Below are 23116 nucleotides of genomic sequence, written 5' to 3'. Positions count from 1 at the left end.
TGTCAGGCCCGATGACGGGTGAGGTGACCGTCCGGATGGAGGCGCCACCCGAGAAGGTGTGGGCGCTGGTCAGCGACGTCACCCGGATCGGCGAGTTCTCCCCGGAGACCTTCGAGGCGCGCTGGACCCGCGGCTCGACCGGCCCCGAGGTGGGTGCCTCGTTCAAGGGCCACGTGCGGCGCAACGGTGTGGGGCCGACGTACTGGTCCCCGTGCCAGGTGACCGCCTGCGTGCCGAACCAGCTCTTCGAGTTCGCCGTCGGCACCGACCAGGTGACGGTCAACAACTGGGGCTACCGGCTCGAGCCGGACGGCACCGGCACCCGGGTCACCGAGTACTTCCGGCTGGAGCCGAAGCCCTACCTGCGGGCGTACTGGCTGCTGCTCGGCCGGCTCCGCGGCCGGACCAACGAGCGCGGCATGCGCACCACCCTGGAGCGGATGAAGGCGGTGATCGAGTCGTGAGCGCCAACCGTGAGGCGATGCTGGACAAGCTCGCCGACCTCGACACCGAGCACGGCAAGGCGGTCGCCGGCGGCGGCGAGAAGTACGTCGCGCGGCACCACGCCCGCGGCAAGCTGCTGCCCCGCGAGCGGATCGAGCTACTCGTCGACGAGGGCTCGGCGTTCCTGGAGCTCAGCCCGCTCGCCGGCTGGGGGTCGGACTTCCCCGTCGGCGCATCCGTGGTCACCGGCATCGGGGTGATCGAGGGCGTCGAGTGCATGATCACCGCCAACGACCCGACCGTGAAGGGTGGCGCGAGCAACCCCTGGACGGTGAAGAAGATCTTCCGGGCCTCGCAGATCGCCGAGGAGAACGGGCTGCCCACCGTCTCGCTGGTCGAGTCCGGCGGCGCGGACCTGCCGACCCAGAAAGAGATCTTCATCCCGGGCGGCAAGCTGTTCCGCGACATCACCCGGGCCAGCGCGCGCAAGCAGCCCACGGTCGCGCTGGTCTTCGGCAACTCGACCGCGGGCGGCGCCTACGTGCCGGGCATGTCGGACTACACGGTCATGGTCAAGGAGCAGGCGAAGGTGTTCCTCGGCGGACCGCCGCTGGTGAAGATGGCGACCGGCGAGGAGTCCGACGACGAGTCGCTCGGTGGAGCGGAGATGCACGCCCGGATCTCCGGGTTGGCCGACTACCTCGCCGAGGACGAGCGGGACGCGATCCGGATCGGCCGGCGGATCGTCGCCCGACTGAACTGGCGCAAGCGAGGCCCTGCCCACCCTGCGGGGATCTCGACAAGCTCGATCACCGGGCCGTCGTACGCCGAGCCGGAGGAGGATCCGGAAGGGCTGCTCGACCTGATCCCCGGCGACCTCAAGGAGCCGTTCGACCCGCGCGAGGTGATCCGGCGCATCTGCGACGGGGTGTCCGCCACGAACGGTGCCGTGTTCGACGAGTTCAAGCCGCTCTACGGCAGCTCGCTGGTCACCGGCTGGGCGCGGATCCACGGCCGGCCGGTCGGCATCCTCGCCAACGCCCAGGGCGTGCTGTTCTCCGAGGAGGCGCAGAAGGCCACCCAGTTCGTGCAGCTCGCCAACCAGAGCGACACCCCGCTGCTGTTCCTGCACAACACCACCGGCTACATGGTCGGCAAGGAGTACGAGCAGGGCGGCATCATCAAGCACGGCGCGATGATGATCAACGCGATCAGCAACTCCACGGTCCCGCACCTGAGCGTGATCATGGGCGCGTCCTACGGCGCCGGCAACTACGGCATGAACGGCCGCGCCTACGACCCGCGGTTCCTGTTCACCTGGCCCTCGGCGAAGTCCGCCGTGATGGGGCCCCAGCAGCTCGCCGGCGTGCTCGAGATCGTGGCGCAGCAGTCGGCCGAGGCGAAGGGCGAGGTCTTCGACGCCGAGGGCTTCAAGGGGATCAAGGAGCTCGTCGAGGCGCAGATCGAGGAGCAGTCGCTGCCGCACTTCCTCTCCGGGATGCTCTACGACGACGGCGTGATCGACCCGCGCGACACCCGCACGATCCTGGGCATCTGCCTGTCCGTCATCGAGAACCAGCCGTACGTCGGCACCGACCGATTCGGGGTGTTCCGGCCATGACATACGGCTTCGCCGTAGGCGGCTACGCCGCCGAAAGGCTTGGCGGCTTCGCCGCCGAAATGCATCGAGCGGCTTCGCCGCGGCCCTTGTCTGTTCCGTCGGACCAGGGGCTCCTTCGTCGCCCGGTTCGACGGTCGAACGCTCGCAAGCTCGCATTCGAGGAGGTGTCGTCGTGATCACCAGACTGCTGGTCGCCAACCGTGCCGAGATCGCCTCACGGGTGTTCCGCACCTGTCGCGGGCTCGGCATCGAGACGGTCGCGATCCACTCGGACGCGGACGCCGACCTGCCCTACGTGCGGGAGGCGGACCACGCCGTCCGCCTGCCCGGTAACGCGCCGGCCGAGACGTACCTGCGCATCGACCTGGTGCTCGACGCCGCGCGCCGCTCCGGCGCCGACGCGATCCACCCGGGCTACGGCTTCCTCTCCGAGAACGCGGAGTTCGCACGCGCCGTGATCGACGCCGGCCTGACCTGGATCGGCCCGGCCCCGGAGTCGATCGAGGCGATGGGCTCGAAGATCCGCGCCAAGGAGATCATGAAGGCGGCCGGAGTGCCGGTGCTGGAGGCGCCGGCCGAGCCGGCCGAGGCCGACCTCCCGCTGCTGGTCAAGGCCTCGGCGGGCGGGGGCGGCCGGGGGATGCGCGTCGTGCGCACCCTCGCCGACCTGCCCGGCGAGATCGAGAAGGCCCGGGCCGAGGCGGCGTCGGCGTTCGGCGACGGCACCGTCTTCGTCGAGCCGTACGTCGAGCACGGGCGGCACGTCGAGGTCCAGGTCCTCGGCACCAGCGTGTTCGGCGACCGCGACTGCTCCCTGCAGCGCCGCCACCAGAAGGTCGTCGAGGAGGCCCCGGCACCCGGCCTCAGCGACGAGGTGCGTGCCGCCCTGCACGACGCCGCTCGTCACGCCGCCGAGGCGATCGAGTACCGCAGCGCCGGCACCGTCGAGTTCCTCTACGACCCGGCCACCGAGCGGTTCTGGTTCCTGGAGATGAACACCCGGCTCCAGGTCGAGCACCCGGTCACCGAGCTGGTGCACGACGTCGACCTGGTGGCGTTGCAGATCCGCGACGCCGAGGCGAGCTGGTTCATGGGCTGGCCGGACCCACCGCGCAGCCACGCGATCGAGGTGCGTCTGTACGCCGAGGATCCGGCGGCCGACTACCAGCCGCAGAGTGGCCGGCTGACCACCTTCGAGATCCCCCAGGAGGAGGGCATCCGGGTCGACGCCGGCTTCGAGTCCGGCAGCGAGGTGTCGACGCACTACGACGCGATGCTGGCCAAGGTGATCGCGCACGCGCCGACCCGGCAGGCCGCCGCCCGCAGGCTCGCGAGCGTGCTGAGCCGCGCGCGGATCCACGGTGTGGTCACCAACCGGGACCAGCTCGTCCGGGTGCTGCGCGACCCGGCGTTCCTCCGCGGGGACGTGAGCACCGACTTCCTGGGTCGTGTGTCCGAGAGTGCGCCGGAGCGCACGGTGGACAGCACGACCCCGGCCGCGGTCGCGGCGGCGATCGCGCTGGCCGAGCAGGCGGTGGCGGACCGCACCGTCCAGCGCGGCATCCCGGTCGCCTGGCGCAACGTCGTCTCCCAGCCGCAGCGCACCGAGTTCGAGGGTGACGTCGTCGTGGAGTGGTGGGGCGGGCGTGACGGCTACCGGCTCGACGGCCACACGGTGGTCGCCGCGAGCCCGACCGGCGTCACCTTGGAGGCCGACGGCGTGCGCACGACGTACGTGGTCGCTGTCAACGGAGCCGATGTCGACGTCGACAGCCCACGCGGCCACGTCCGGCTGACCCGGGTGCCGCGGTTCGTGGACCCGGCCGAGCAGGTCGCCAGCGGCAGCCTGCTGGCGCCGATGCCGGGCACGGTCGTCAGCGTCGCGGTCGAGGCGGGCCAGCAGGTCGGGGCGGGCCAGTCGGTGCTGGTCCTCGAGGCGATGAAGATGCAGCACACCGTGAGCGCGCCGTACGCCGGCACGGTCACGGAGATCGACGTCAAGCCCGGTGCGCAGGTCGCCGCCGGGGAGGTTCTGGCCGTGGTGGAGCAGACCGTGGAAGAGGAGCAGCAGTGAGCAACTTCAGCGAGTCCCAGGAGCGCCAGGAGCTCCGCAAGGCCGTGGCCAAGCTGGCCGCCAAGTACGGTCGCGAGTGGTTCACCCGGAAGGCGCGCAGCGGCGAGAAGACCACCGAGCTGTGGCTGGAGATCGGCGCCAACGGCTACCTCGGCATCAACATCCCCGAGGAGTACGGCGGCGGTGGCGGCGGCATCGGCGACATCGCGGCCGTCTGCGAGGAGCTGGCCGCCCAGGGCTGCCCGTTGCTGCTGATGGTCGTGAGCCCGGCGATCTGCGGCACGATCATCAGCCGCTACGGCACCCCGGAGCAGAAGCAGCGCTGGCTGCCCGGCATCTGCGACGGCACCGGCACGATGGCGTTCGCGATCACCGAGCCGGACGCCGGCACCAACACCCACAACATCACCACGACCGCGCGGCGGGACGGCGACGGCTGGGTGCTCAGCGGCCGCAAGATCTACATCTCGGGCGTCGACGAGGCCGACAACATGCTGGTCGTCGCGCGCACCGAGGACGCGCGCACCGGCAAGCTCAAGCCCTGCCTGTTCGTGGTGCCGACCGACGCCGAGGGCCTCGAGGCCAAGGCGATCGCGATGGAGATCGTCAGCCCCGAGCTGCAGTTCGCGGTGTTCCTCGACGACGTCCGGCTGCCCGCCGACGCGCTGGTCGGGGACGAGGACGGCGGCCTGGTGCAGCTGTTCGCCGGGCTCAACCCGGAGCGGATCATGGCCGCCTCGTTCTCGACCGGCCTGGCCCGGCACGCCCTGGACAAGGCGACGACGTACGCGAAGGAGCGCACGGTGTTCCAGGGGCCGATCGGGTCGCACCAGGCGATCGCGCACCCGCTCGCGGAGTCGCACATCGAGATCGAGATGGCCCGGCTGATGACCCAGAAGGCCGCCGCGCTCTACGACGCGGGCGACGACATGGGCGCCGGCGAGGCCGCGAACATGGCGAAGTACGCCGCCGCCGAGGCCGCCTGTCACGCCGTCGACCGGGCCGTGCAGACCCACGGCGGCAACGGCATCACCCAGGAGTACGGCGTGGCCGGGCTCCTGGTCGCCAGCCGCGCGGGCCGGATCGCGCCGGTCAGCCGGGAGATGATCCTCAACTTCGTCGCGATGCACTCCCTGGGACTGCCCAAGTCCTATTGATCCCGGTTGCTGTAACGCCCGGTTACCCCTTCCTCCCACCGTGTTGCAGCAGGGTGGGTAGGTGGGGTAACACGGCGTTACAGTTGTCGGCGCACTGTGGCCGCTCGACAGCGCCGAACATGTGTTCGATACTGGCCTGGTGGGACGGATCGCGAGCAGGGCCGAGGCGAGCATCCTGCACGCCGACCTGGACTCGTTCTTCGCCTCGGTCGAGCAGCGCGACGATCCACGGCTGCGCGGCCGGCCGGTGATCGTCGGCGGCGGGGTGGTCCTGGCCGCGAGCTACGAGGCCAAGGCGTTCGGGGTGCGCTCGGCGATGGGTGGGCGCGAGGCCGCGCGGCGCTGTCCGGATGCGCTGGTGGTGCCACCGCGGTTCTCGGCGTACGTCGAGGCCAGCAAGCAGGTCTTCGCGATCTTCGAGGACACCACGCCGCTGGTCGAGGGGATCTCGATCGACGAGGCGTTCCTCGACGTCGGGGGGCTGCGCCGGCTGGTCGGCCCGCCCGAGCAGATCGGCCGCGGCCTGCGGGCCCGGGTGAAGGACGAGGTCGGGCTGCCGATCTCGGTCGGGATCGCGCGCACCAAGTACCTCGCGAAGGTCGCGAGCGCGGTGTCCAAGCCCGACGGGCTGCTCGCGGTGTCGCCCGACGGCGAGCAGGCGTTCCTCCACCCGCTGCCGGTCGAGCGGCTCTGGGGGGTCGGTGCGGTCACGGCGGCCAAGCTGCACGCGGAAGGCATCCGCAGCATCGGCGAGCTCGCGGCCCGCGAGGAGGTCGAGCTGACCGCGACCGTCGGCCGGGCCGCCGGCCGGCACCTGTGGGCGCTGGCGAACCTGCTCGACCCGCGCCCGGTCGAGGTGGGCCGGCGGCGCCGCTCGATCGGCTCGCAGTGCGCGATCGGCCGGCCCGGGAGACCGAAGAGCCGCGGCGACCTGGAGGCGCTGCTGGCCGGTCTGGTCGACCGGGTGGCCCGCCGGCTGCGGGCGGGGGAACGGATCGGCCAGACGTTCACGCTCCGGCTCCGGTTCGACGACTTCAGCCGAGCGACCCGCTCCGCGACGCTGGCACACTCGACCGCGACCACCGCGACCTGGCTGGAGACCGGGCGGCGACTGCTCGCCGCCAGCTGGCCGCTCATCGAGGAGCGCGGCTGCACCCTCCTCGGTGTCACGATCTCCGGGCTGGTCGACGGCCGGTCCCAGCAGCTCGAGCTGCCGCTGTTCCCCGACACCGTGCACGAGCACGGCCTCGACGCCGCGCTCGACCGGGTCCGCGACCGGTTCGGCTCGGCGTCGGTGACCCGGGCGGTCCTGGTCGGTCGGCGCACCGGCCTCGAGATGCCCACGCTCCCCGACCCCGGGCCGCCGACGCCGGTACCGTGAGCGGGTGGGCAGGGCACTGGACGCCGTCGACCGCGGGCAGCGCCGCTTCCCGCCGATCGCCGTACCCCTCGCCGTGATCTACAAGTACTCCGACGACCAGGGCAACTACCTGGCCGCGATCATCACCTACTACGCGTTCATCGCGATCTTCCCGCTGCTCCTGCTCGGTACGTCGATCCTCGGCTTCATCCTCCAGGGCAACCCCGGCCTGGAGTCCGACCTGCTCGACTCCGCGCTCAGCCAGTTCCCGATCATCGGCGACCAGCTCGGCCAGCCCGAGGGTCTGCAGGGCTCGACCGCTGGCGTGGTGATCGGTGCGCTGGTCGCGCTGTACGGCTCGCTCGGCCTGGGCCAGGCCCTCCAGAACGCGCTCAACATCGCCTGGTCGGTGCCGCGCAACCGCCGGCCCAACCCGCTGCTGTTGCGGCTGAAGAGCCTCGGCCTGCTGCTCACCGCCGGCGTCGCGCTGCTGGTGCTCTCGATCCTCTCGGCCCTCGCCAGCAGCACCGAGGTGCTCGGCGGGACCATCGCCAGCTATCGCTGGCCGATCGTGATCGCCAGCGTGCTCGTGATCACCACCGTCCTGGCCGTGCTGTTCCAGTTCGGCGTCGCGCGCAGCCACGACTTCCGCGCGGCGCTGCCCGGGGCGTTCACGGTCGCGGTGCTCTGGCAGACGCTGCAGTACTTCGGCACGCTCTACGTGACCAACGTGCTCACCGGCACGAGCCAGATGAACCAGACCTTCGGCCTGGTCCTCGGCCTGATCGGGATCCTGTTCATCGCCGCCGTCATGGGGGTGATCGGCATCGAGGTCAACGTCGTGCTCTCCCACCGCCTCTGGCCGCGCGCGCTGCTCACGCCGTTCACCGACAAGGTGGACCTGACCGAGGCGGACAAGCGGGCCTACGCCGACTACGTCAAGGCCCAACGCCACAAGGGATTCCAGAACGTCGAGGTCACCTTCGACGGGCCCACCGTCGCGATGCCGGTCATCGAGGACGAGGGCCATGAGGAGACGGACAGGCCGGATCGGCCGGACGGGCCCGAGGCGTAGGCCGGGCGAAAGTCGGTTGCGTGCCGCGCGTGGCCGAGGCAGGTTGCCGGCCATGACCAGCAGCGATCTCTGGGACGCCGAGACGGCCGAACGGTACGACGCGTCGTCGGCGTTCATGTTCACGCCCGAGGTCCTCGACCCGGCCGTCGACTTCCTGGCCGACCTGGCCGGAGGCGGTCCGGCGCTCGAGCTCGCCATCGGCACCGGCCGCGTCGCGCTGCCACTGATCGAGCGCGGTGTCCCGGTGAGCGGCATCGAGCTCTCGCAGCCGATGGTCGACCAGCTCCGGGCCAAGCGACGGGGGGTGCCGGTGGTCCTGGGCGACATGGCGACGACCCGCGTGCCGGGCGAGTACTCGCTGGTCTACGTCGTGTGGAACAGCATCGGCAACCTGCGCACGCAGGACGAGCAGGTGGCCTGCTTCTGCAACGCTGCCGCGCACCTGGCGCCGGGTGGCCGCTTCGTGATCGAGCTGGGAGTCCCGAGCCTGAGGCGGTTCCCGCCCGGCCAGCAGGGCGTCCCGTTCCACATCGGCGAGCACCATCTCGGCGTCGACACGTTCGACCTGACGACCCAGCAGGGCACCTCCCACCACTACACGCGGCACGATGACGGCACCGTCACCTACGGCGCGAGCAACTTCCGCTACATCTGGCCCGCCGAGTGCGACCTGATGGCCCAGCTGGCCGGCCTGGCCTTCGAGGCTCGGTTCGCCGACTGGCGCCGCTCGCCGTTCACCGGCGACAGCGAGAGCCATGTCTCCGTCTGGCGCAAGCCCTGAGGGCCCGGTCGTCAGCAGCCGTTCGCGGGCTGCCGCTTCAGCTTGTCCCGGCTGATCGTCTGGCGACCGGAGGCGAGCGGGAAGCCGCGTTGCCAGTCCGAGACCAGGCTCACCTGGTTCATCTCCTCGCGGCCCTGGCCGGTCAGCGTCAGCCGCAGCGTCATCGGGACGCCCGGGAACGCCGCCCGGTCGGTGACCGACCCGACCGGCTTGCCGTCGAGGAACCAGGTGATGTGGCCCTTCGCCACCTCGACCGCGACGGCGTACGCCGAGTGCAGCGGCGTCGCCGAGGCCGTGGCGGCGCCGCTCCAGCGGTACTTCGCGGAGCGGGCGCCGAACCGCACCTTGCGGGAGAACGGCGAGATGCTCGCGATCTCGATGGTGCGGCTGTTGCAGGCGCGCCCGGAGGTCTGCTCGGGGACCAGCTCGGCGCGGACGCCGTACGCACGCCCGCCGGTCTCGTAGGCGCCGCGGATCCGCATCCGCGCCTCCCAGCGGCCCTGGGCCACGGCGTTGCCGGTCAGCGTGGCGCGGGTGCTGCCGAAGTCGCCCGGGCCGGCTCCGTAGAAGCGCTTGCTGTCCAGGGCGAGCTGGCCGTTCTGCTTGCTGACCCGGCCGGCGCCGTCGACGTAGTCGACCCAGTGCCCGCGGGGCCGGGTGCCGCGCGCGGGGCCGCCGGTGAGCGACTGGCCGTGCTCCCACGCGAAGTCCCAGTACAGCGGGTACCAGCCGTACCGCTCGCTCGCGGTCGGCGTCGGGGCCCCACTGCCGAAGCTCGCGCTGTCCCCCGGTGGCAGGGAGGGCGTGGCGCGGGCCGCGAGCTGCTGCCGGTCGTACTGCGCCCAGGCGTCGGTCCCGACATACACGAAGAGCGGGAACGACTGGGTCCAGCCGATCTCGTTGCCGTCCTGGCGGTAGTCCTCCTCGCGCACGCGGAACACGGAGACGCCGGACGGCCGGGTGAGCCCGGTGAACCGGCCGAGGCCGTCGTCGCCGACCTTGGTCGTGGCGACGGCCCGCCAGGTGTCGCCGTCGATGCGGCGCTGCAGCGTCAGCGTCCGGCCGGGGAACACCGGGAGTCCCTGGGAGGAGGGGCTGCGGAAGATGTTGTCGGGGGTCGTGTCGACCGTGATGCCGAACGGCTCGTCCGCGGGGACGAGCGCGGGCGTGCCGGAGTTGTTCTCCCGCTGGCCGGTGACCCGCAGGGTCAGGTCCTGGGTCTTGGCGAGGAACAGCTTCGACGGCGAGACGTGCGACCCCGCCTTCACCCGGTAGCGGATGTTGAACATGCCCGGCGCCGGGTAGGCGAACGAGAAGCTGCCGTCGGCCCGGGTCTTCGCGCCGAACCCGGCCACCGTCGTCCACGTGTCGCCGGGCCGGCCCATGTGGAACTGCAGGGCCAGCGAGCGCACCCCGGGGGCGCCGACGTTGCCCGTCCAGGTCAGCCGCTGCCCGCCGACGTACGTCGCGGGCGACACGGCCAGCGACGCGGAGGCGCCGTACGCCGGCTGGCCGGAGGGCAGCGTGACGAGGGCGAGGCTCGCGACGAGGAGGAAGAGACTCGTGAGGGCCACGAGGGCGCGCCGCTGCGCCGGCTCGCCGGACCGGCCCCGAGAGAAGCTCAGCATGTCTAGACCTATCGGCGGGCCGCTCGGAGAGTTGAGGGCCGCGGCCCATCGATCTCGTCACACTCCGCGGAGTCGGGCACGGCACCATGGCGGGCATGTCCCTGCCCACGCCCACCCTGCACACCGATCGCGTGCTCCTGCGGCCGTTCGACGACGGCGACGCGGACGCCCTCTACGCCCTGCACAGCGACGCCCGGGTGCTGCGCTACTGGGACTCGCCGCCGTGGACCGAGCGGGGCCGGGCCGAGCGCTTCATCGCGACCTGCCGGCAGCTGGCGGAGGAGGGCAGCGGGGCGCGACCCGCGATCGAGCGGCGCTCCGACGGGGTCTTCCTCGGCTGGTGCGGCCTGACCCGGTGGAACCCGGACCACCGCACCGCCGCGCTCGGCTACTGCCTCCGGGAGGCGGCCTGGGGCCACGGCTACGCCACCGAGGCCGCCGCCGCCCTGCTGCGGTGGGCCTTCGACACCCTCGACCTCAACCGGGTCCAGGCCGAGGCCGACACCCGCAACGCGGCCTCCGCCCGGGTCCTGGAGAAGCTCGGCTTCCGACGGGAGGGCACGCTGCGGGAGGACTGCGTCGTGAACGGCGAGGTGTCGGACTCGTGGGTCTACGGCCTGCTCCGGCGGGAGTGGACCGGCGCCACCGGGGCATGAAAGGACCCCGCTGGCGTCTCGGGTCACCAGCGGGGTCGAGGAGAACGCTACCCGGGCCGGGAGGTTTCCGGGAGCGCAGCCCGGCGGCCTTGAGGGAACCTGGAGGTTCGGGCGCCGGACCGCCGGAGGGTCGACCCACGTCGAGCGCCGCCTGGCGTGGCAGGGAGGATGGCTGCGTGCCCGCCCTCTCCGACTCGCTCTCGTTCGACCACGGCCCGGAGTGGCGCAACCGCCTCGCGCTGGCGCCGCTCACCAACACCCAGAGCCACCCGGACGGCACCCTGTCCGAGGACGAGACCCGCTGGCTGGAGGCCCGGGGTGAGGGCGGGTTCGGGCTCGTGATGACGGCCGCGGCGTACGTCGCCCCTGCCGGACACGCGTGGGCCGGCCAGCTCGGCGTCGCCACCGACGCGCACCTGCCGGGGCTCACGGAGCTCGCGGGACGGCTGCGCGCGACGGGGGCTCGCTCGTCCGTGCAGCTCCACCACGGCGGTCGCCGCGCCGACCCGGCGCTCAGCGGGCGGCCGAACCAGTGCCCGTGGGACGACCCGGCCAAGCACGCCGTCGCGATGACCACCGGCGAGATCGAGCAGCTGGTGGCCGACTTCGTGGCGGCGGCCCTCCGGGCCGAGCGGGCCGGCTTCGACGGGGCCGAGGTGCACGGGGCGCACGGCTACCTGCTCGGGCAGTTCCTCGACGGCCGCAACCAGCGCACCGACGGGTACGGCGGCTCCCTCGACCACCGGATCCGCGTGGTCCTCGAGGTGGTCGAGGGCATCCGGGCGGCCACCGGGCCGGACTTCCAGCTCGGCCTGCGGCTGACCCCCGAGGGCAACGGCATCACCCTCGAGGAGGGCCGCGAGACGGCGCGCCGGATGCTGGCCTCCGGTGTGCTGGACTACCTCGACATGTCGTTGTGGGACGTCTTCATGCATCCCCGAGGCGGTGCTCCCGGGCTGCTCATCGAGCACTTCACCGACCTGCCCCGCGGCGCGACCCGGCTCGGGGTGGCCGGCCGGGTGCTGTCGGGCGCCGACGCGCGGTGGTGCCTGGAGCAGGGCGCGGACATCGTGACCGTCGGCTTCGGCGCGATCTTCCACCACGACTTCGCGGCGCGGGTGCTCGCCGACCCCGAGTTCGCCGCGCGCCGCGGCCCGCTGAGCCGCGAGGAGCTCCGCGCCGAGGCGATCGGGCCGGCCTTCATCGACTACCTGGCCGCCGGCTGGGAGAACGTCGTCGCGTGATGCCGGCCAGGTGCGCCACCGCCCGCCAGCCCAGCATCGTCGCGGCCAGGAACAGGGCCGCCACCACGAGGAAGCCGGGCGCCAGACCGCGACCCGAGATCGCCCGAAGGAGCATCCCGATCGCGTAGGTCGCCGCGAGGACGGTCACGCCCTCGGGCCAGATCCGTGCCGTTGGCCGACCTCGGGACAGCAGCCAGGCCTGGGCAAGCACCGCGGCCACGGCGAAGGGCCACGCGATGACGAGCACCACCCAGTCGGACTCGCCCGCCTCGTGGGTGCTCTTCCCGCCGAGAGCGAGCGCGAGGACGCACACGAGGTCGGCGAGCAGCGGCCAGAGCCGGCGGGTTCCGGGCCGGAGCTTCGTCACGGGCCCAGGATGTCAGTCGGGCCCGGGGCGGGTGTGGCGGGTCGGCGGTGTGCAGGCAACCGGTTGGGGTGTGGGAATGGTTGCTGGGCCACCGCTGGCCGCGGCCCGGGGTGGCCCGACGGACTCACCGGCGCCCGGAACGGTGCTCACGCCCGCAGCCGGCCGCGCAGCCCGTCCAGCACGTCCGCACCCAGCCCGAGCCCGGAGCGCAGATAGCCGTCGACCGAGCCGTAGTCCTCCTCGGCGGCGGCGTAGCCGGCCCGCAGGTAGGACTCCTCGACCACCATCGTCGGCTCGTAGACCGCGACCAGCTCGGGGCCGAGGTGCTCGGCCACCAGTGCGAGGTACTTCTCCCGGGTCGCCGAGGAGACCTCGTTGGTGACCAGGTAGTCCGCGAGGATCGCGTCCCGGTCCACGCCCGCGATCTCGAGCAGCAGCGCCGCCGCCCAGCCGGTGCGGTCCTTGCCGGCCGTGCAGTGGAACAGCTGCGGCACGGCGCCGGTCGCGAGCTCGGTGAGCAGCCCGGCGTACGACGCCCGGGCGGCGGCCGAGCGGACGAACGCGACGTACACCTCGTGCATCACCCGGTGCGCCGCCTCGACGTCGTGCAGGGTCGCGACCGTCTCCATCGGGACGCCGGTGACCTCGGCGTGCCGCCACGTGGCGCCCGGGACGTCGACGTCGGGGTGGGCCTCGATCTCGGGGGAGCTCCGCAGGTCGTGGATGGCCCGGATCCCCAGCCCAGCAAGGGACCTGGCGTCCTCATGGGTCAGCTGGAGCTCGTTGGAGCGGTAGAAGACCCCGCGCCGCACGCGGCCACCGTCGCGCGTCGGCAGGCCGAGGCCGGTCCCCGCGACGTCGCGGAAGTTGTCGGCGGAGGCCAGCCGCAGCAGCTCGGTCGGAGCGTCGGTCACCTCCGCAGGATAGGAGGGCCGGGCGGTCATCGGGTGAGCCCGGTCAGCGCAGTGGCACGAACCGGTACCAGCCGTGCTTGGTGACGGTCGGCTCCGCGCCGGCGTCCACGACGACCAGCAGCATCTCGCCGTTCACCGGAACCACCAGCCGGCCGGGCCGGGCCAGCTGCTCGACCAGGGAGGTCGGCAGCTCGCGCGCCTCGGCCGACACCAGGATCCGGTCGTACGGCGCGCCCGCCGGTGCGCCGTACACGCCGGGCGTCGCCTGGTCGATCCGCGCCCAGTCCCAGCCGCCGTGGGTCAGGTTGGCCCGTCCGAACGCCACCAGCTCGGGCTCCAGCTCCAGGCCCAGCACCCGGCCGGCGGATCCGGTCAGCTCGGCCAGCAGCCCGGTGGTCCAGCCCGAGCCCGAGCCGACGTCGAGGACCCGGTCGCCGGGCCGGACCTCCAGTAGCCGCAGCATCGCGGCGACCGTGCGCGGCTGGGAGTTGGTCTGCCCGTGGCCGATCTCGATCGGCCCGTCGTACGACGCCCGGTCGCGCTCGCTCACGGGCAGGAACCACTCGCGCGGCACCGCCGCGAACGCCTCGTCGACCCGGTCGGGCGCCATGTCGCCCAGTCAACCACCACACCGGTCCGGGGAAACAGGTGACGGCGGGCGCCGTCGGGCAGCAGACTCACGACGTGATCAAGCTCGAGCTGCTTCTCGGTGTCGCGACGTTCGCCCTGTGGGTCTTCTGCCTGGTGGACGCGATCGGCAGCCCCTCCGACCGGATCCGCAACCTGCCCAAGGTGGCGTGGGTGCTGCTGGTCCTGTTCTTCCCGCTCGCCGGGTCGATCGCCTGGCTGGTCGCCGGCCGTCCCGAGACCGGGATGGACCGCCGCTCGGCGTACGAGCGAGAGGCGCCGGACTTCCCGGAGTACGACCGCCGCGGCCGATCCGCCGCCGTCGACCCCGAGAAGGACGCGGAGTTCCTCCGCCAGGTCCGCGAGCGCGCCGAGGCGCAGCGCCGGGCCTACGAGGCCCAGCGCAAGCGCGAGCGCGAGGCCGACGATCAGCAGTAGCGGTCAGGAGCGCTTCGGCGGCAGCGGCACGAACATCGAGGTGCGCGCGGCGTACTCGGGGTAACCGGGCCGCTGCATCATCGTCCTCTCCAGCAGGCGCGCCCCGGTGATCCACACCAACCAGATCGTCATCGCGACCGGCGAGAGGACGCTGGCCAGGCCGGCGACCCAGCCCGAGGCGACCCCGCCGGCGAGCCAGATCCCCCACCACACGCAGGCGTCGCCGAAGTAGTTCGGGTGCCGCGTCCACGACCACAGCCCGCGATCGAGCACCGGGCCGCGGTCGGGGTCACGCCGGTACGCCCCGAGCTGGGCGTCCCCGACCGCCTCGAAGAGCACGCCCACCAGCCAGACGGCGACCCCGACCCAGATCGCCCCGGTCCAGTCGACCCCGGCGAGCGCCGCGGCCTGGAGCGGCAGCGACACCAGCCACACGGCCGCCCCCTGCACGAGGAACACCTTGCGGACCGCGCGCCCCATGCCGACCCGGTCGAGGGTGCCGCCCAGCAGCGCCTCGTAGCGCGGGTCCTCCCCGTGGCCGCGGGATGTGGTGAAGATGTGGGCGGAGAGTCGCCCACCCCACACGGCGACCAGGACGAGGAGCAGCCAGGACTGCCAGGTGCCGGCGAGCACGGCGCAGACCAGCGCGACGGCCACGAGTGCGATCCCCCAGGCCACGTCGACCACCGACACCCGGCCGGCGCGGGCCGCGGCCAGCGCCGTCACCGTCATCACCAGCACGGCGACCGCCAGCGACAGGCCGGCGACCAGCAGCAGATCGGTCATCGCGCCATCGTGCCCGACGCGGGCCGCTCGAGGGTCAGCTGCTGGACGTCCAGGTAGCCGGAGGCGAAGCCGGCACGGGAGTAGCACAGGTAGAAGTGCCACAGCCGCACGAACGTCTCGTCGAACCCCAGCGCGAGCACCCGGTCCCGCGCCGCGAGGAACGCCTCGTCCCACCGCCGCAGCGTCTCGGCGTAGTCGGCGCCGAAGGCCAGCCGGTCGGTCACCCGGAGCGTGGTGTGCCGGCGGGTGACCTGGTCGATCGCCTCGGCGGAGGGCAGGAAGCCGCCGGGGAAGATGTACTTGTTGATCCAGGTGTAGGAGCCGCGGGTCGCGAGCATCCGCTCGTGCGGCATCACGATCGCCTGGATGGCGGCCCGTCCGCCGGAGGCGAGCAGCCGGTCGACGGTGCGGAAGTACGTCGGCCAGTACTCGTGGCCGACCGCCTCGATCATCTCGACCGACAGTACGGCGTCGTACTCGCCCTGCACCTCGCGGTAGTCGCACAGCTCGATGCGCACCCGGTCCTCGAGACCGGCCGCCGCGACCCGCTCACCGGCCAGGGCCAGCTGCTCGGCGGAGAGCGTGACCGAGTGCACCGTCGCGCCGCGGCGGGCGGCGCGGATCGCGAGCTCGCCCCAACCCGTGCCGATCTCCAGCACCCGGGTGCCGGCGCCGACGCCGGCCCGGTCGAGGAGCCGGTCGATCTTGCGCAGCTGCGCGGGGTGCAGCTGCTCGTCGTGGTCGGCGAACAGCGCGGCGGAGTAGCTCAGCGACTCGTCGAGGAACAGCGCGAACAGCTCGTTGGACAGGTCGTAGTGGTGGGCGACGTTGGCGCGGGCCTGGCGGGCGGTGTTGCGGTGCGGCCGCGGCGTACGGCGCTGCACCAGCGACCGGACCCGTTGCAGGGGTCGCGGCACCAGGTCGGCGACGTGCGCGGCCAGCACGGTGAGGAACCCGGTCAGGTCCTCGGCGGTCCAGGCTCCGGTGAGGTGGGCCTCGCCGAAGCCGATCAGCCCGTCGCGGCCCAGGCGCGCGTAGAGCTCGGCGGGCCGGTGCACGGTCATCGCGGGGCCGCCGCGGCCGAGGGTCTCCCCGCCCACGTGGACGGTGACGTCGAGCGGCTCGACCGCGCGGACGAACAGCCGCTCGGCGACCCGCGCCGAGATCGCGGTGCGAGAGCCGGACGGCACGTCGGCGAGCCCCGGCCAGCGGCCGGAGGCGGATCGGGTGGGCGTGATGGTCACTGGACTCCCTCCTGGTGCTCTGTCTCATGGTGGTGGGCCGGTCGCGGCCGGACCGGCAGCCGGCGCAGCCACAGCGCGATGCCGTGGATGCGGATCAGCGCGGCGCCCCTCAACGCCGCGGGCGCGGCCCGCCAGGGGCCGTGGTTCGAGCGGGTGCCCGTGAGCGAGGCGCTGAAGCGGGCCCCGTCGTCGGTGCGCAGCGACACGCTGACCTGGAGCTGCTCACCGGGCACGGGCACGCGCAGGTCGTAGCAGCCGTCGGTGCCGTGGAACGGCGAGACATAGAGCTCCTTGGCCGTGGTCGCGCGGCCCTGATCGTCGGGGTGGACGAGGTAGGCGTGCCGGTCGCCGTAGGTGTTGTGCACCTCGACGACCACGCACGCGGCCCCGTGCTCGGGGGTGACCCAGTAGACGCTGATCGGGTTGAAGCAGTGGCCGAAGGCGCGCGGGTGTGCGGCCAGCAGCACCCGTCCGCCGCCCAGCTCGACGCCGTGGCGGGCGAGGAATGCCGCCAGGTTCTCCCGGATCGACTGCTCGGGATCGCCGAGGTGGTCCCGGGCCTCGAACCGGCCGCGCAGCCAGGAGAGCCGGCCGTGGTCGGGCAGCGCGGCCAGGTCGACCAGCCAGGTGTGGGAGCGGTGGGTGAAGCTGCGCCGGAACGGCGTGCGCCGCACGTGGGTGATCGTGGTGTCGTAGACGCCGGTGACGGTGGTCTCGAGGCTCGTCGCCGGCGCTCCCGGCGCCTGGGCCTCGAAACCGCCCCAGCGGAACCCGAGCCGCTCGGCCGCGGCCCGCCCCGAGCGCGCACCGTCCTCGTGGAACCCCCAGCCGTGGTAGGCCCCGGCGAAGGCGACCCGGTCGCTGTCGAGCTCGGGCAACCGCTGCTGGGCGGCGACCGAGGCGGGCGTGTACAGCGGGTGCTCGTACTCCATCCGGGCGATCACGGTGCCCGGGTCGACGAGGTCCTCCCCGCCCAGGGTGACCAGGTAGCGGGTCGGCGTGGGCAGCCGCTGCAGCCGGGTCAGGTCGTAGGTGATCGTCACGCGACCGCGCTCGTCGAGGGGCCGGCGGAAGTTCCACGACGCCCGGGCCCGGTCGGCCCGGGGGAGCAGCGTGGTGTCGGTGTGCAGCAGCGCCACGTTGTGGGAGTAGCCGAGCGCGCCGAGCACCTCGCGCCGGGCCGGCGTCGGGTCGGCGAGCATCGCCAGCGCCTGGTCCGGGTGGGTCGCGATCACGACCGCGTCGTACCTCGTCATCGCGCCGTTGCCGTCGGTGACCTCGACGCCCTGCGGTGTCTCCTGGACCGAGGCGACCTTGGTGTCCGTCCGGATCTCGTCCAGCGCGCCCGCCACCCGGCGCACGTACTCGCGCGAGCCGCCGGTGACCGTGCGCCACTGCGGGGAGCCCGTGACGGCGAGCATGCCGTGGTGGCGCAGGAACGCGAACAGGTAGCGGGCCGGGTACTCCGTCGCCACCGCCGGGTCGCAGGACCAGACGGCCGCGACCAGGGGCTCCATGAAGTGCCGGCGGAAGTACGCCGAGAACCCGTGCCGCTCGAGGAAGGCGCCCAGCGTGAGGTCGTCGCGCAGCTCCCGGGCGAGCCGATGGAACCGCGGCACCTCGGTGAGCATCCGCAGGTACGCCGGGCTCGCCAGGTTGCGGCCGCCAGGGAAGAGCCCGCGCGGGCCCAGCGCGCCGGCGTACTCGAGCCCGGTCGCGTCGTCACGCACCGACATCGACATCTCGGAGTCCTGGGTCGCCACCCCGAGCTCCCCGAACAGCCGCAGCAGCGTCGGGTAGGTCCGCTCGTTGTGCACGATGAACCCGGTGTCGACCGCCAACGGGCCGGCGACCGGGTCGTCGACCAGGTGGGTGTCGGCGTGCCCGCCGAGCCGGTCGTCGGCCTCGAAGAGGGTGACCCGGGCGCTGTGGGAGGCGACGTACGCCGCCGTCAGCCCGGCGACACCCGAACCGACGACGGCGACGTGGCGCCCTCTCATGCCTTCTCGCCGAAGTCGAACAGCGCGATCGGCGCCGACGTCGGCTCGGCCGAGCCGCCCTCCGGCTCGACGGTGATCCCGGCGGCGGTCGCGGTCGCGGCGTCGCCCTGCAGCAGCACCGTCTGGTCGGCGGCGACCGGCATCACGCCGGCCGAGACCATCCCGCGACCGGGCTGGTCGAGCCAGAGCTGGTAGACCTTGCCGGCCGGAGGCGCGGGCATCTTCTCGGTCACCAGCACCGCCCGGCCGACGCTGTCGGAGTGCACCAGCGTGGCGTGGGCGCCGCCCTTGAAGTCCAGCGAGGTGCTGCGCGCGTCCGCGGCCCGGAGCACCGCGTCGGTCACGCTCGGTGCCTGGCTGGTCTCCTCCCACGGCTGCTGCCAGATCACCGCGCCGGCACCGACCGCGACGACCGCGGCGGCCGCGGCGACCAGCATCTCGAGCCGGCGCCGGGGGCGGCGGGCGGACGGGGTGGACCGGTGGGCCGCGGGCGCCGACACCGCGGGCGGGAGCGGCCGGGTCGTGGCGATGCCGGCGAGCACCCGGTCGCGCAGCCCGGCGGGGGGCTCGGCGGCGGTGGTCTCGGCGAGCCTGCTCGCGGCCTCGCGGAGGCTCGCGACCTCGGAGCGGCACTCGGCGCACTCGGCGAGGTGCCGCTCGAACGAGGCCCGTTCGACGTCGTCGAGGGCATCGACGGCGTAGGCGCCGGACAGCGCGTGGACGTCGTAGCCGGGGTACTCGTGGCTCATGACCCGACTCCCATCGCGTCGCGCAACCGGATCAAGCCGTCTCGGATGCGGGTCTTGGCGGTGCCGACCGGTAGGTCGAGCATGGTCGCCACCTCCGTGTGCGTGTAACCGCCGAAGTAGGCGAGGCCGACGGCCTCGCGCTGCACCTCGGTGAGGGCCGCGAGCGCGCCGCGGACCCGGTGGGCTTCGAGGGACGCGTGCGCGGCCTCGGCGGTCTCGTCGTGCTCGACCGGCTGGTTCTGCTCGTGGTACGTCGTGTCGCGGCGGGTCGCCGCCTGCGCCGACCGGACCCGGTCCACCGCCTTGCGGTGGGTGATCGTCAGCAGCCAGGCGAGCGGGCTGCCGCGGTCGGGGTCGAACCGGGTGGCGGTGCGCCAGATCTCCAGGAACGCCTCCTGGGTCACTTCCTCGGCCTGGGCCGGGTCGCGCACGACCCGCAGCGCGAGTCCGTGCACGCGCGAGCCGGTGGCGTCGTACAGGCGAGCGAACGCCTGCTCGTCGCCGCGTGCCGAGCGCCGCAGCAGCTCGACCAGGTCGGCGCCGGGCGCCCCGTCCTCGGGGGACGGGGCGCCGGCGCCGACGGAGCGGATGTGGTCCACGGATGGATCCTTGCTTCCTCGAGGTTCCGGGAAACCTGGTCAGGGCATCAGGACGGAGTCGATGACGTAGACCGTGGCGTTGGCCGTCGGGATGTTGCCGCACAGCACCTTGGCGTCGTCCGCGCCGACGGTGAAGTCCTCGCCCGAGCCCGTCACGGTGACGTTCTCGCCCTCCAGGGTCTCGTGGGTGCCGGCCAGGTCGTCGGGGGAGAGCTGTCCCGCCACGACGTGGTAGGTCAGGATCTTGGTGAGCGTGTCCTGGTTCGCGAGCACCGCGTTCAGGTCCTTCTGCGGGATCTTGGCGAAGGCGTCGTCGGTCGGCGCGAACACGGTGATCCCGTCCGCGGAGTTCAAGGTGTCGACCAGGCCGGCCTTGCCGACCGCCGCCACCAGGGTCTTCAGCAGCGGGTTCGCGCTCGCCGCGGTGGCGACCGGCTCGGTCGCCATGCCGTTGAACGAGCCGGCACCGGAGTCGGGGATCGCGGAGCAGCCGGCGCCGAAGGTCGCGGCGCCCGCGTCCATCGCATCGGACGCCGTCTCGGAGGGGGCCGTCTCGGAGGCGGGGGCGCTGGAGGCCGGGTTGTCGGCCGCCGCCTCGGAGTCCGAGTCGCCGCCGCAGGCGGCCAGGCCGAAGGTCGCGACGAGGGCGAGGGCGGCGATCCCGCTGGAGCGGCGGAGGGAGCGGTGCGTCATGGTGGGGCCTTTCGCTTCGGGGACTGCTGTCGGGGTCGTGATGTGAGGTCTTCGGAGCCGCGCCGGGACCGGATTGCCCCCGGCTGCGCTGGATGGGTCGGGCTGTGCTGGATGGGTCGTGTGCCTGAGGACGCGCCATGGCGCGTCCTCAGGCACACGACCCGACCCGCGACCCGCCGACGTCAGGCGACGGTGACAACGATCTGCTGGATGCCGGTGGCGCCCTGGGGGAACGGGGTGGCGCGGGCGCCGGTCTGCACCTCGCCGTCCCCGTCGACCGCCCGCACCGCCAGCGAGTGCCGGCCGGGCTCGGCGGTCCACGGCAGGTACCACTGCCGCCAGTAGTCCTGGCCGGCCGACGGGCCGAGCCGGGCCTGCTGCCAGGGGCCGCCGTCGACGCGCACCTCGACCCGGTCGATCCCGCCCTGGTGCTGGGCCCAGGCCACGCCGCCGACCACGGTGCGGCCGGCGGCGACGGTGGCGAGCGGGCGCGGGGTGTCGATGCGGCTGGAGATCCGGACCGGGGCATCGGTCGCCCAGTCCCGCCTGGTCCAGTACGCCTGCTGCTCGGCGTACGTCGTCAGGGTCATCCGGGTGATCCACTTGCAGGCGCTGACGAAGCCGTACAGGCCGGGCACCACCATCCGGGCCGGGAACCCGTGCTCGCGGGTGAGTGAGCGGCCGTTCATGCCGACCGCGATGAGCGCGTCGCGCCCGTCGGTGGCGACGGCCAGCGGCGTGCTGATCGTCATCCCGTCGACGTCGGTGCTGAGGATCTGGTCCGCGCGGGTGCCGTCGATGCCGGCGCGGTCGAGGAGGTCGGTGAGCCGGACGCCGAGCCAGCGGGCCGAGCCGAGGTAGCTGCCGCCGACCTCGTTGGACACGCAGGTCAGGGTGATGTCGCGCTCGACCAGCGGCATCGTGAGCAGGTCGTCGAAGGTGAGGGTGACCTCGTGCTCGACGTCGCCGTCGATGGTCAGCGTCCAACCGTCGACGTCGACGATGGGCAGCGTGAGCCGGGTGTCGACCCGGTAGAACTCGGCGGTCGGGGTCCGGAACGCGCTGATCCCCGGGACCCGCTGCTCCAGCCCCGCGGGGAGTCGCGGCGCCGGGTCGGTCGCGGCCGGCAGGTCGACCCGCGTCGTGCGGGTGCGGTACGCCGCGATCCAGCGGCCCGCGCCCCCCATCGCCGCCGCGGCGACCCCGAGGGCGCCGGCGGCGACCAGGACCCCGCGGCGGCTGGGCGCGGCGACGGCCGGGCCCGGGGCGGCGGTCGCCGCGGCGGCGGTCCGTGCGCGGGTCAGCCCGGCCAGCGCACCCACCCCGGCCACGGCGGCGGCGAGGCTGGGGAGCACGTCGCTGGTGGCCGCGCCCGGGCGGGTCAGCGCCGCGCCCGCCGGGACCGCCACGAGCACCAGCAACAGGGCGGCGCCGTACCCGAACCGTCGGCGGGCCAGGAGCCCGGCCACCGCCGCCAACACGAGCACCCCGAGGAGCACCGAGCCCACGAGGACGGTCTTGTCGTGGGTGCCGAACTGCGCGATCGCCCACTCCTTCACCGGCGTCGGCGTCAGGTCGATCACCGTCGACCCGACCACGAGCACCGGGGAGGCGGCGGGCTCGGTCAGGCCGGCCACCAGGTGGCCGGCGGCCACGCCGACCAGGGTGGCCAGGACTCCGAGACCGGCGTGGGCGAGTCGGTTCCACATGAGGGGTGTTCGGAGTGGAGCGCGCTCCGGATGGCCCCACGGTGTGGGGCAGGATGTCCGGCATGCCCGCCTCCGACGCCGAACTCGTGCACTACGCCGTCTCCGAGGGAGTCGCGACCCTCACCCTGGACTCCCCGCACAACCGCAACGCGCTGTCGCGCCAGCTCGTGACCGAGCTGTTCGCGGGCCTGGAGCGCGCCGCGGCCGACGACGCCGTGAAGGTGGTGCTGATCGGCGCGGAGGGCCGGGTGTTCTGTTCCGGCGCCGACCTGTCCGAAGCCTCGAGCGGCGGCATGGAGGAGGGCACCCGCCGGATCGTCGACCTGCAGCGGCTCATCGTCACCCTCGACAAGCCCGTGGTGACCCGGGTGTACGGCGCGGTCCGGGCCGGCGGCATCGGCATCGTGGCGGCCTCGGACATCGCCATCGCGGCCGAGGACGCGACCTTCGCGCTCACCGAGGTCAAGCTCGGGCTCGCGGCCGCGATCATCTCGCTGACCGTCCATCACCGGATGACCCCGCGCGCGGCGGCGCTCACCACCCTCGGCGGTGAGGTGTTCACCGGCGCCCAGGCCGCGGCGTACGGCCTGGTCACCACCGCGGTGCCCGCCGAGTCGCTCGACGACGAGGTGGCCCGGGTCTGCGCCTCCCTGGCCACCGGCGCCGCCCAGGGCCTGCGCGAGTCCAAGCGGATCCTCAACCGCGACCTGGTCGCCCGGATCGACGCCCACGGCACGGAGATGGCCGAGCTCTCCACCCGTCTGTTCGCCTCCGACGAGGCCCGCGAGGCGATGACCGCGTTCCTCTCCCGGGGCAAATAGGGCGGGCGGTTTCCCCGGTGAACCGGGGAAACCGGAACTGTTGGGCCGAAACTTCGCCCGAGAAGTTCCGGTTTCGCCTGAGAAGTCCGGGGCCGAACCCAGGTCGAGACGGCGGCCATCGGGCGAACC

The 23116-nt window shown here is 73.2% G+C and carries 22 protein-coding genes; 11 read left to right on the top strand and 11 right to left on the bottom strand.

Annotated elements, in window-relative coordinates; translation table 11 throughout:
* Positions 1-11 precede the first annotated feature (11 nt).
* The 7 genes from NOCA_RS24510 (at position 12) to NOCA_RS24480 (ending at position 8512) form a co-directional block, all read left to right on the top strand.
* The gene (locus NOCA_RS24510; RefSeq protein ID WP_041546938.1) at positions 12-464 is read left to right on the top strand and encodes an SRPBCC family protein; all 453 of its coding nucleotides are present in this window, start codon (positions 12-14) and stop codon (positions 462-464) included.
* 17 nt (positions 465-481) lie between these two features.
* A complete protein-coding gene (locus NOCA_RS24505; protein ID WP_049774627.1) occupies positions 482-2065 on the top strand; it encodes an acyl-CoA carboxylase subunit beta in 1584 nt (527 codons plus the stop codon).
* A gap of 172 nt (positions 2066-2237) precedes the next feature.
* Positions 2238-4139 (top strand): ATP-binding protein, encoded by a 1902-nt coding sequence (locus NOCA_RS24500; RefSeq protein ID WP_011757976.1) that lies wholly within the window; start codon positions 2238-2240, stop codon positions 4137-4139.
* Complete coding sequence (locus NOCA_RS24495; protein WP_011757975.1) at positions 4136-5296, top strand: acyl-CoA dehydrogenase family protein; 1161 nt, start codon at positions 4136-4138, stop codon at positions 5294-5296. The genes NOCA_RS24500 and NOCA_RS24495 overlap by 4 nt, the downstream gene beginning before the upstream one ends.
* 139 nt (positions 5297-5435) lie before the next feature.
* The gene (gene dinB / locus NOCA_RS24490; protein WP_238383394.1) at positions 5436-6677 is read left to right on the top strand and encodes a DNA polymerase IV; all 1242 of its coding nucleotides are present in this window, start codon (positions 5436-5438) and stop codon (positions 6675-6677) included.
* Positions 6678-6681: 4 nt separating this feature from the next.
* A complete protein-coding gene (locus NOCA_RS24485; RefSeq protein WP_011757973.1) occupies positions 6682-7731 on the top strand; it encodes a YihY/virulence factor BrkB family protein in 1050 nt (349 codons plus the stop codon).
* 52 nt (positions 7732-7783) lie between these two features.
* Positions 7784-8512, top strand: coding sequence for a class I SAM-dependent DNA methyltransferase (locus NOCA_RS24480; RefSeq protein ID WP_041546936.1), 729 nt, complete (start codon positions 7784-7786; stop codon positions 8510-8512).
* Positions 8513-8523: 11 nt separating this feature from the next.
* On the opposite strand, the gene NOCA_RS24475 is transcribed toward NOCA_RS24480, so the two are convergent.
* Entirely contained in the window at positions 8524-10140 is a 1617-nt protein-coding gene (locus NOCA_RS24475) for a hypothetical protein (RefSeq protein ID WP_011757971.1), read from the bottom strand.
* Between the two features lie 95 nt (positions 10141-10235).
* On the opposite strand from NOCA_RS24475, the gene NOCA_RS24470 reads away from it, so the two are divergent.
* Together NOCA_RS24470 and NOCA_RS24465 are read left to right on the top strand one after the other, a co-directional pair.
* Positions 10236-10796: a GNAT family N-acetyltransferase gene (locus tag NOCA_RS24470; protein WP_041548307.1), complete on the top strand. Its 561-nt coding sequence runs from the start codon at positions 10236-10238 to the stop codon at positions 10794-10796.
* A 176-nt stretch (positions 10797-10972) separates the two neighbouring features.
* Positions 10973-12040, top strand: a complete 1068-nt coding sequence (locus NOCA_RS24465; RefSeq protein ID WP_011757969.1) for an NADH:flavin oxidoreductase — start codon at positions 10973-10975, stop codon at positions 12038-12040.
* Here NOCA_RS24465 and NOCA_RS24460 read toward each other — a convergent pair.
* The 3 genes from NOCA_RS24460 to NOCA_RS24450 all read right to left on the bottom strand — a co-directional run bounded on the left by NOCA_RS24460 (position 11997) and on the right by NOCA_RS24450 (position 13931).
* On the bottom strand, positions 11997-12407 hold the full coding sequence (locus tag NOCA_RS24460; RefSeq protein ID WP_011757968.1) for a DUF3054 domain-containing protein: 411 nt from the start codon (positions 12405-12407) through the stop codon (positions 11997-11999). The genes NOCA_RS24465 and NOCA_RS24460 overlap by 44 nt on opposite strands.
* 146 nt (positions 12408-12553) lie before the next feature.
* Positions 12554-13321, bottom strand: a complete 768-nt coding sequence (locus NOCA_RS24455; protein WP_158305698.1) for a tyrosine-protein phosphatase — start codon at positions 13319-13321, stop codon at positions 12554-12556.
* 43 nt (positions 13322-13364) lie between these two features.
* Positions 13365-13931 (bottom strand): protein-L-isoaspartate O-methyltransferase family protein, encoded by a 567-nt coding sequence (locus tag NOCA_RS24450; RefSeq protein WP_011757966.1) that lies wholly within the window; start codon positions 13929-13931, stop codon positions 13365-13367.
* A gap of 74 nt (positions 13932-14005) precedes the next feature.
* On the opposite strand from NOCA_RS24450, the gene NOCA_RS24445 reads away from it, so the two are divergent.
* On the top strand, positions 14006-14386 hold the full coding sequence (locus NOCA_RS24445; protein WP_041548301.1) for a PLD nuclease N-terminal domain-containing protein: 381 nt from the start codon (positions 14006-14008) through the stop codon (positions 14384-14386).
* Between the two features lie 3 nt (positions 14387-14389).
* Here the strand turns inward: NOCA_RS24445 and NOCA_RS24440 are convergent, their stop codons facing one another.
* The 7 genes from NOCA_RS24440 to NOCA_RS24410 all read right to left on the bottom strand — a co-directional run bounded on the left by NOCA_RS24440 (position 14390) and on the right by NOCA_RS24410 (position 22166).
* The gene (locus NOCA_RS24440; RefSeq protein ID WP_011757964.1) at positions 14390-15172 is read right to left on the bottom strand and encodes a DUF1295 domain-containing protein; all 783 of its coding nucleotides are present in this window, start codon (positions 15170-15172) and stop codon (positions 14390-14392) included.
* Positions 15169-16416 carry an SAM-dependent methyltransferase gene (locus NOCA_RS24435; RefSeq protein ID WP_011757963.1) on the bottom strand — a complete coding sequence of 416 codons (1248 nt, stop codon included), beginning with the start codon at positions 16414-16416 and terminating at the stop codon, positions 15169-15171. Before NOCA_RS24435 ends, NOCA_RS24440 begins: the two co-directional genes overlap by 4 nt.
* Positions 16413-18416, bottom strand: a complete 2004-nt coding sequence (locus NOCA_RS24430; protein ID WP_011757962.1) for an FAD-dependent oxidoreductase — start codon at positions 18414-18416, stop codon at positions 16413-16415. The genes NOCA_RS24435 and NOCA_RS24430 overlap by 4 nt, the downstream gene beginning before the upstream one ends.
* A complete protein-coding gene (locus NOCA_RS24425) occupies positions 18413-19165 on the bottom strand; it encodes an anti-sigma factor (protein ID WP_011757961.1) in 753 nt (250 codons plus the stop codon). The genes NOCA_RS24430 and NOCA_RS24425 overlap by 4 nt, the downstream gene beginning before the upstream one ends.
* Positions 19162-19764: a sigma-70 family RNA polymerase sigma factor gene (locus NOCA_RS24420; RefSeq protein ID WP_011757960.1), complete on the bottom strand. Its 603-nt coding sequence runs from the start codon at positions 19762-19764 to the stop codon at positions 19162-19164. The genes NOCA_RS24425 and NOCA_RS24420 overlap by 4 nt, the downstream gene beginning before the upstream one ends.
* A gap of 39 nt (positions 19765-19803) precedes the next feature.
* The gene (locus NOCA_RS24415) at positions 19804-20457 is read right to left on the bottom strand and encodes a fasciclin domain-containing protein (protein ID WP_011757959.1); all 654 of its coding nucleotides are present in this window, start codon (positions 20455-20457) and stop codon (positions 19804-19806) included.
* Between the two features lie 182 nt (positions 20458-20639).
* Positions 20640-22166, bottom strand: coding sequence for a molybdopterin-dependent oxidoreductase (locus NOCA_RS24410; protein WP_011757958.1), 1527 nt, complete (start codon positions 22164-22166; stop codon positions 20640-20642).
* A 62-nt stretch (positions 22167-22228) separates the two neighbouring features.
* Between NOCA_RS24410 and NOCA_RS24405 the strand changes: the two genes are divergently transcribed.
* On the top strand, positions 22229-22987 hold the full coding sequence (locus tag NOCA_RS24405; RefSeq protein ID WP_140404215.1) for an enoyl-CoA hydratase-related protein: 759 nt from the start codon (positions 22229-22231) through the stop codon (positions 22985-22987).
* Positions 22988-23116 lie beyond the last annotated feature (129 nt).

It is taken from the genome of Nocardioides sp. JS614 (assembly GCF_000015265.1).
GTDB lineage: Bacteria > Actinomycetota > Actinomycetes > Propionibacteriales > Nocardioidaceae > Nocardioides.
This window is presented reverse-complemented; position numbering and strand designations above follow the sequence as displayed.

Bases quoted from the DNA above. Each gene is read 5' to 3' on its own strand.
- NOCA_RS24510 (WP_041546938.1), top strand. From the start codon at position 12: ATGACGGGTGAGGTGACCGTCCGGATGGAGGCGCCACCCGAGAAGGTG.
- NOCA_RS24505 (WP_049774627.1), top strand. From the start codon at position 482: ATGCTGGACAAGCTCGCCGACCTCGACACCGAGCACGGCAAGGCGGTC.
- NOCA_RS24480 (WP_041546936.1), top strand. From the start codon at position 7,784: ATGACCAGCAGCGATCTCTGGGACGCCGAGACGGCCGAACGGTACGAC.
- NOCA_RS24475 (WP_011757971.1), bottom strand. From the start codon at position 10,140: ATGCTGAGCTTCTCTCGGGGCCGGTCCGGCGAGCCGGCGCAGCGGCGC.
- NOCA_RS24470 (WP_041548307.1), top strand. From the start codon at position 10,236: ATGTCCCTGCCCACGCCCACCCTGCACACCGATCGCGTGCTCCTGCGG.
- NOCA_RS24450 (WP_011757966.1), bottom strand. From the start codon at position 13,931: ATGGCGCCCGACCGGGTCGACGAGGCGTTCGCGGCGGTGCCGCGCGAG.
- NOCA_RS24440 (WP_011757964.1), bottom strand. From the start codon at position 15,172: ATGACCGATCTGCTGCTGGTCGCCGGCCTGTCGCTGGCGGTCGCCGTG.
- NOCA_RS24430 (WP_011757962.1), bottom strand. From the start codon at position 18,416: ATGAGAGGGCGCCACGTCGCCGTCGTCGGTTCGGGTGTCGCCGGGCTG.
- NOCA_RS24425 (WP_011757961.1), bottom strand. From the start codon at position 19,165: ATGAGCCACGAGTACCCCGGCTACGACGTCCACGCGCTGTCCGGCGCC.
- NOCA_RS24415 (WP_011757959.1), bottom strand. From the start codon at position 20,457: ATGACGCACCGCTCCCTCCGCCGCTCCAGCGGGATCGCCGCCCTCGCC.
- NOCA_RS24410 (WP_011757958.1), bottom strand. From the start codon at position 22,166: ATGTGGAACCGACTCGCCCACGCCGGTCTCGGAGTCCTGGCCACCCTG.
- NOCA_RS24405 (WP_140404215.1), top strand. From the start codon at position 22,229: ATGCCCGCCTCCGACGCCGAACTCGTGCACTACGCCGTCTCCGAGGGA.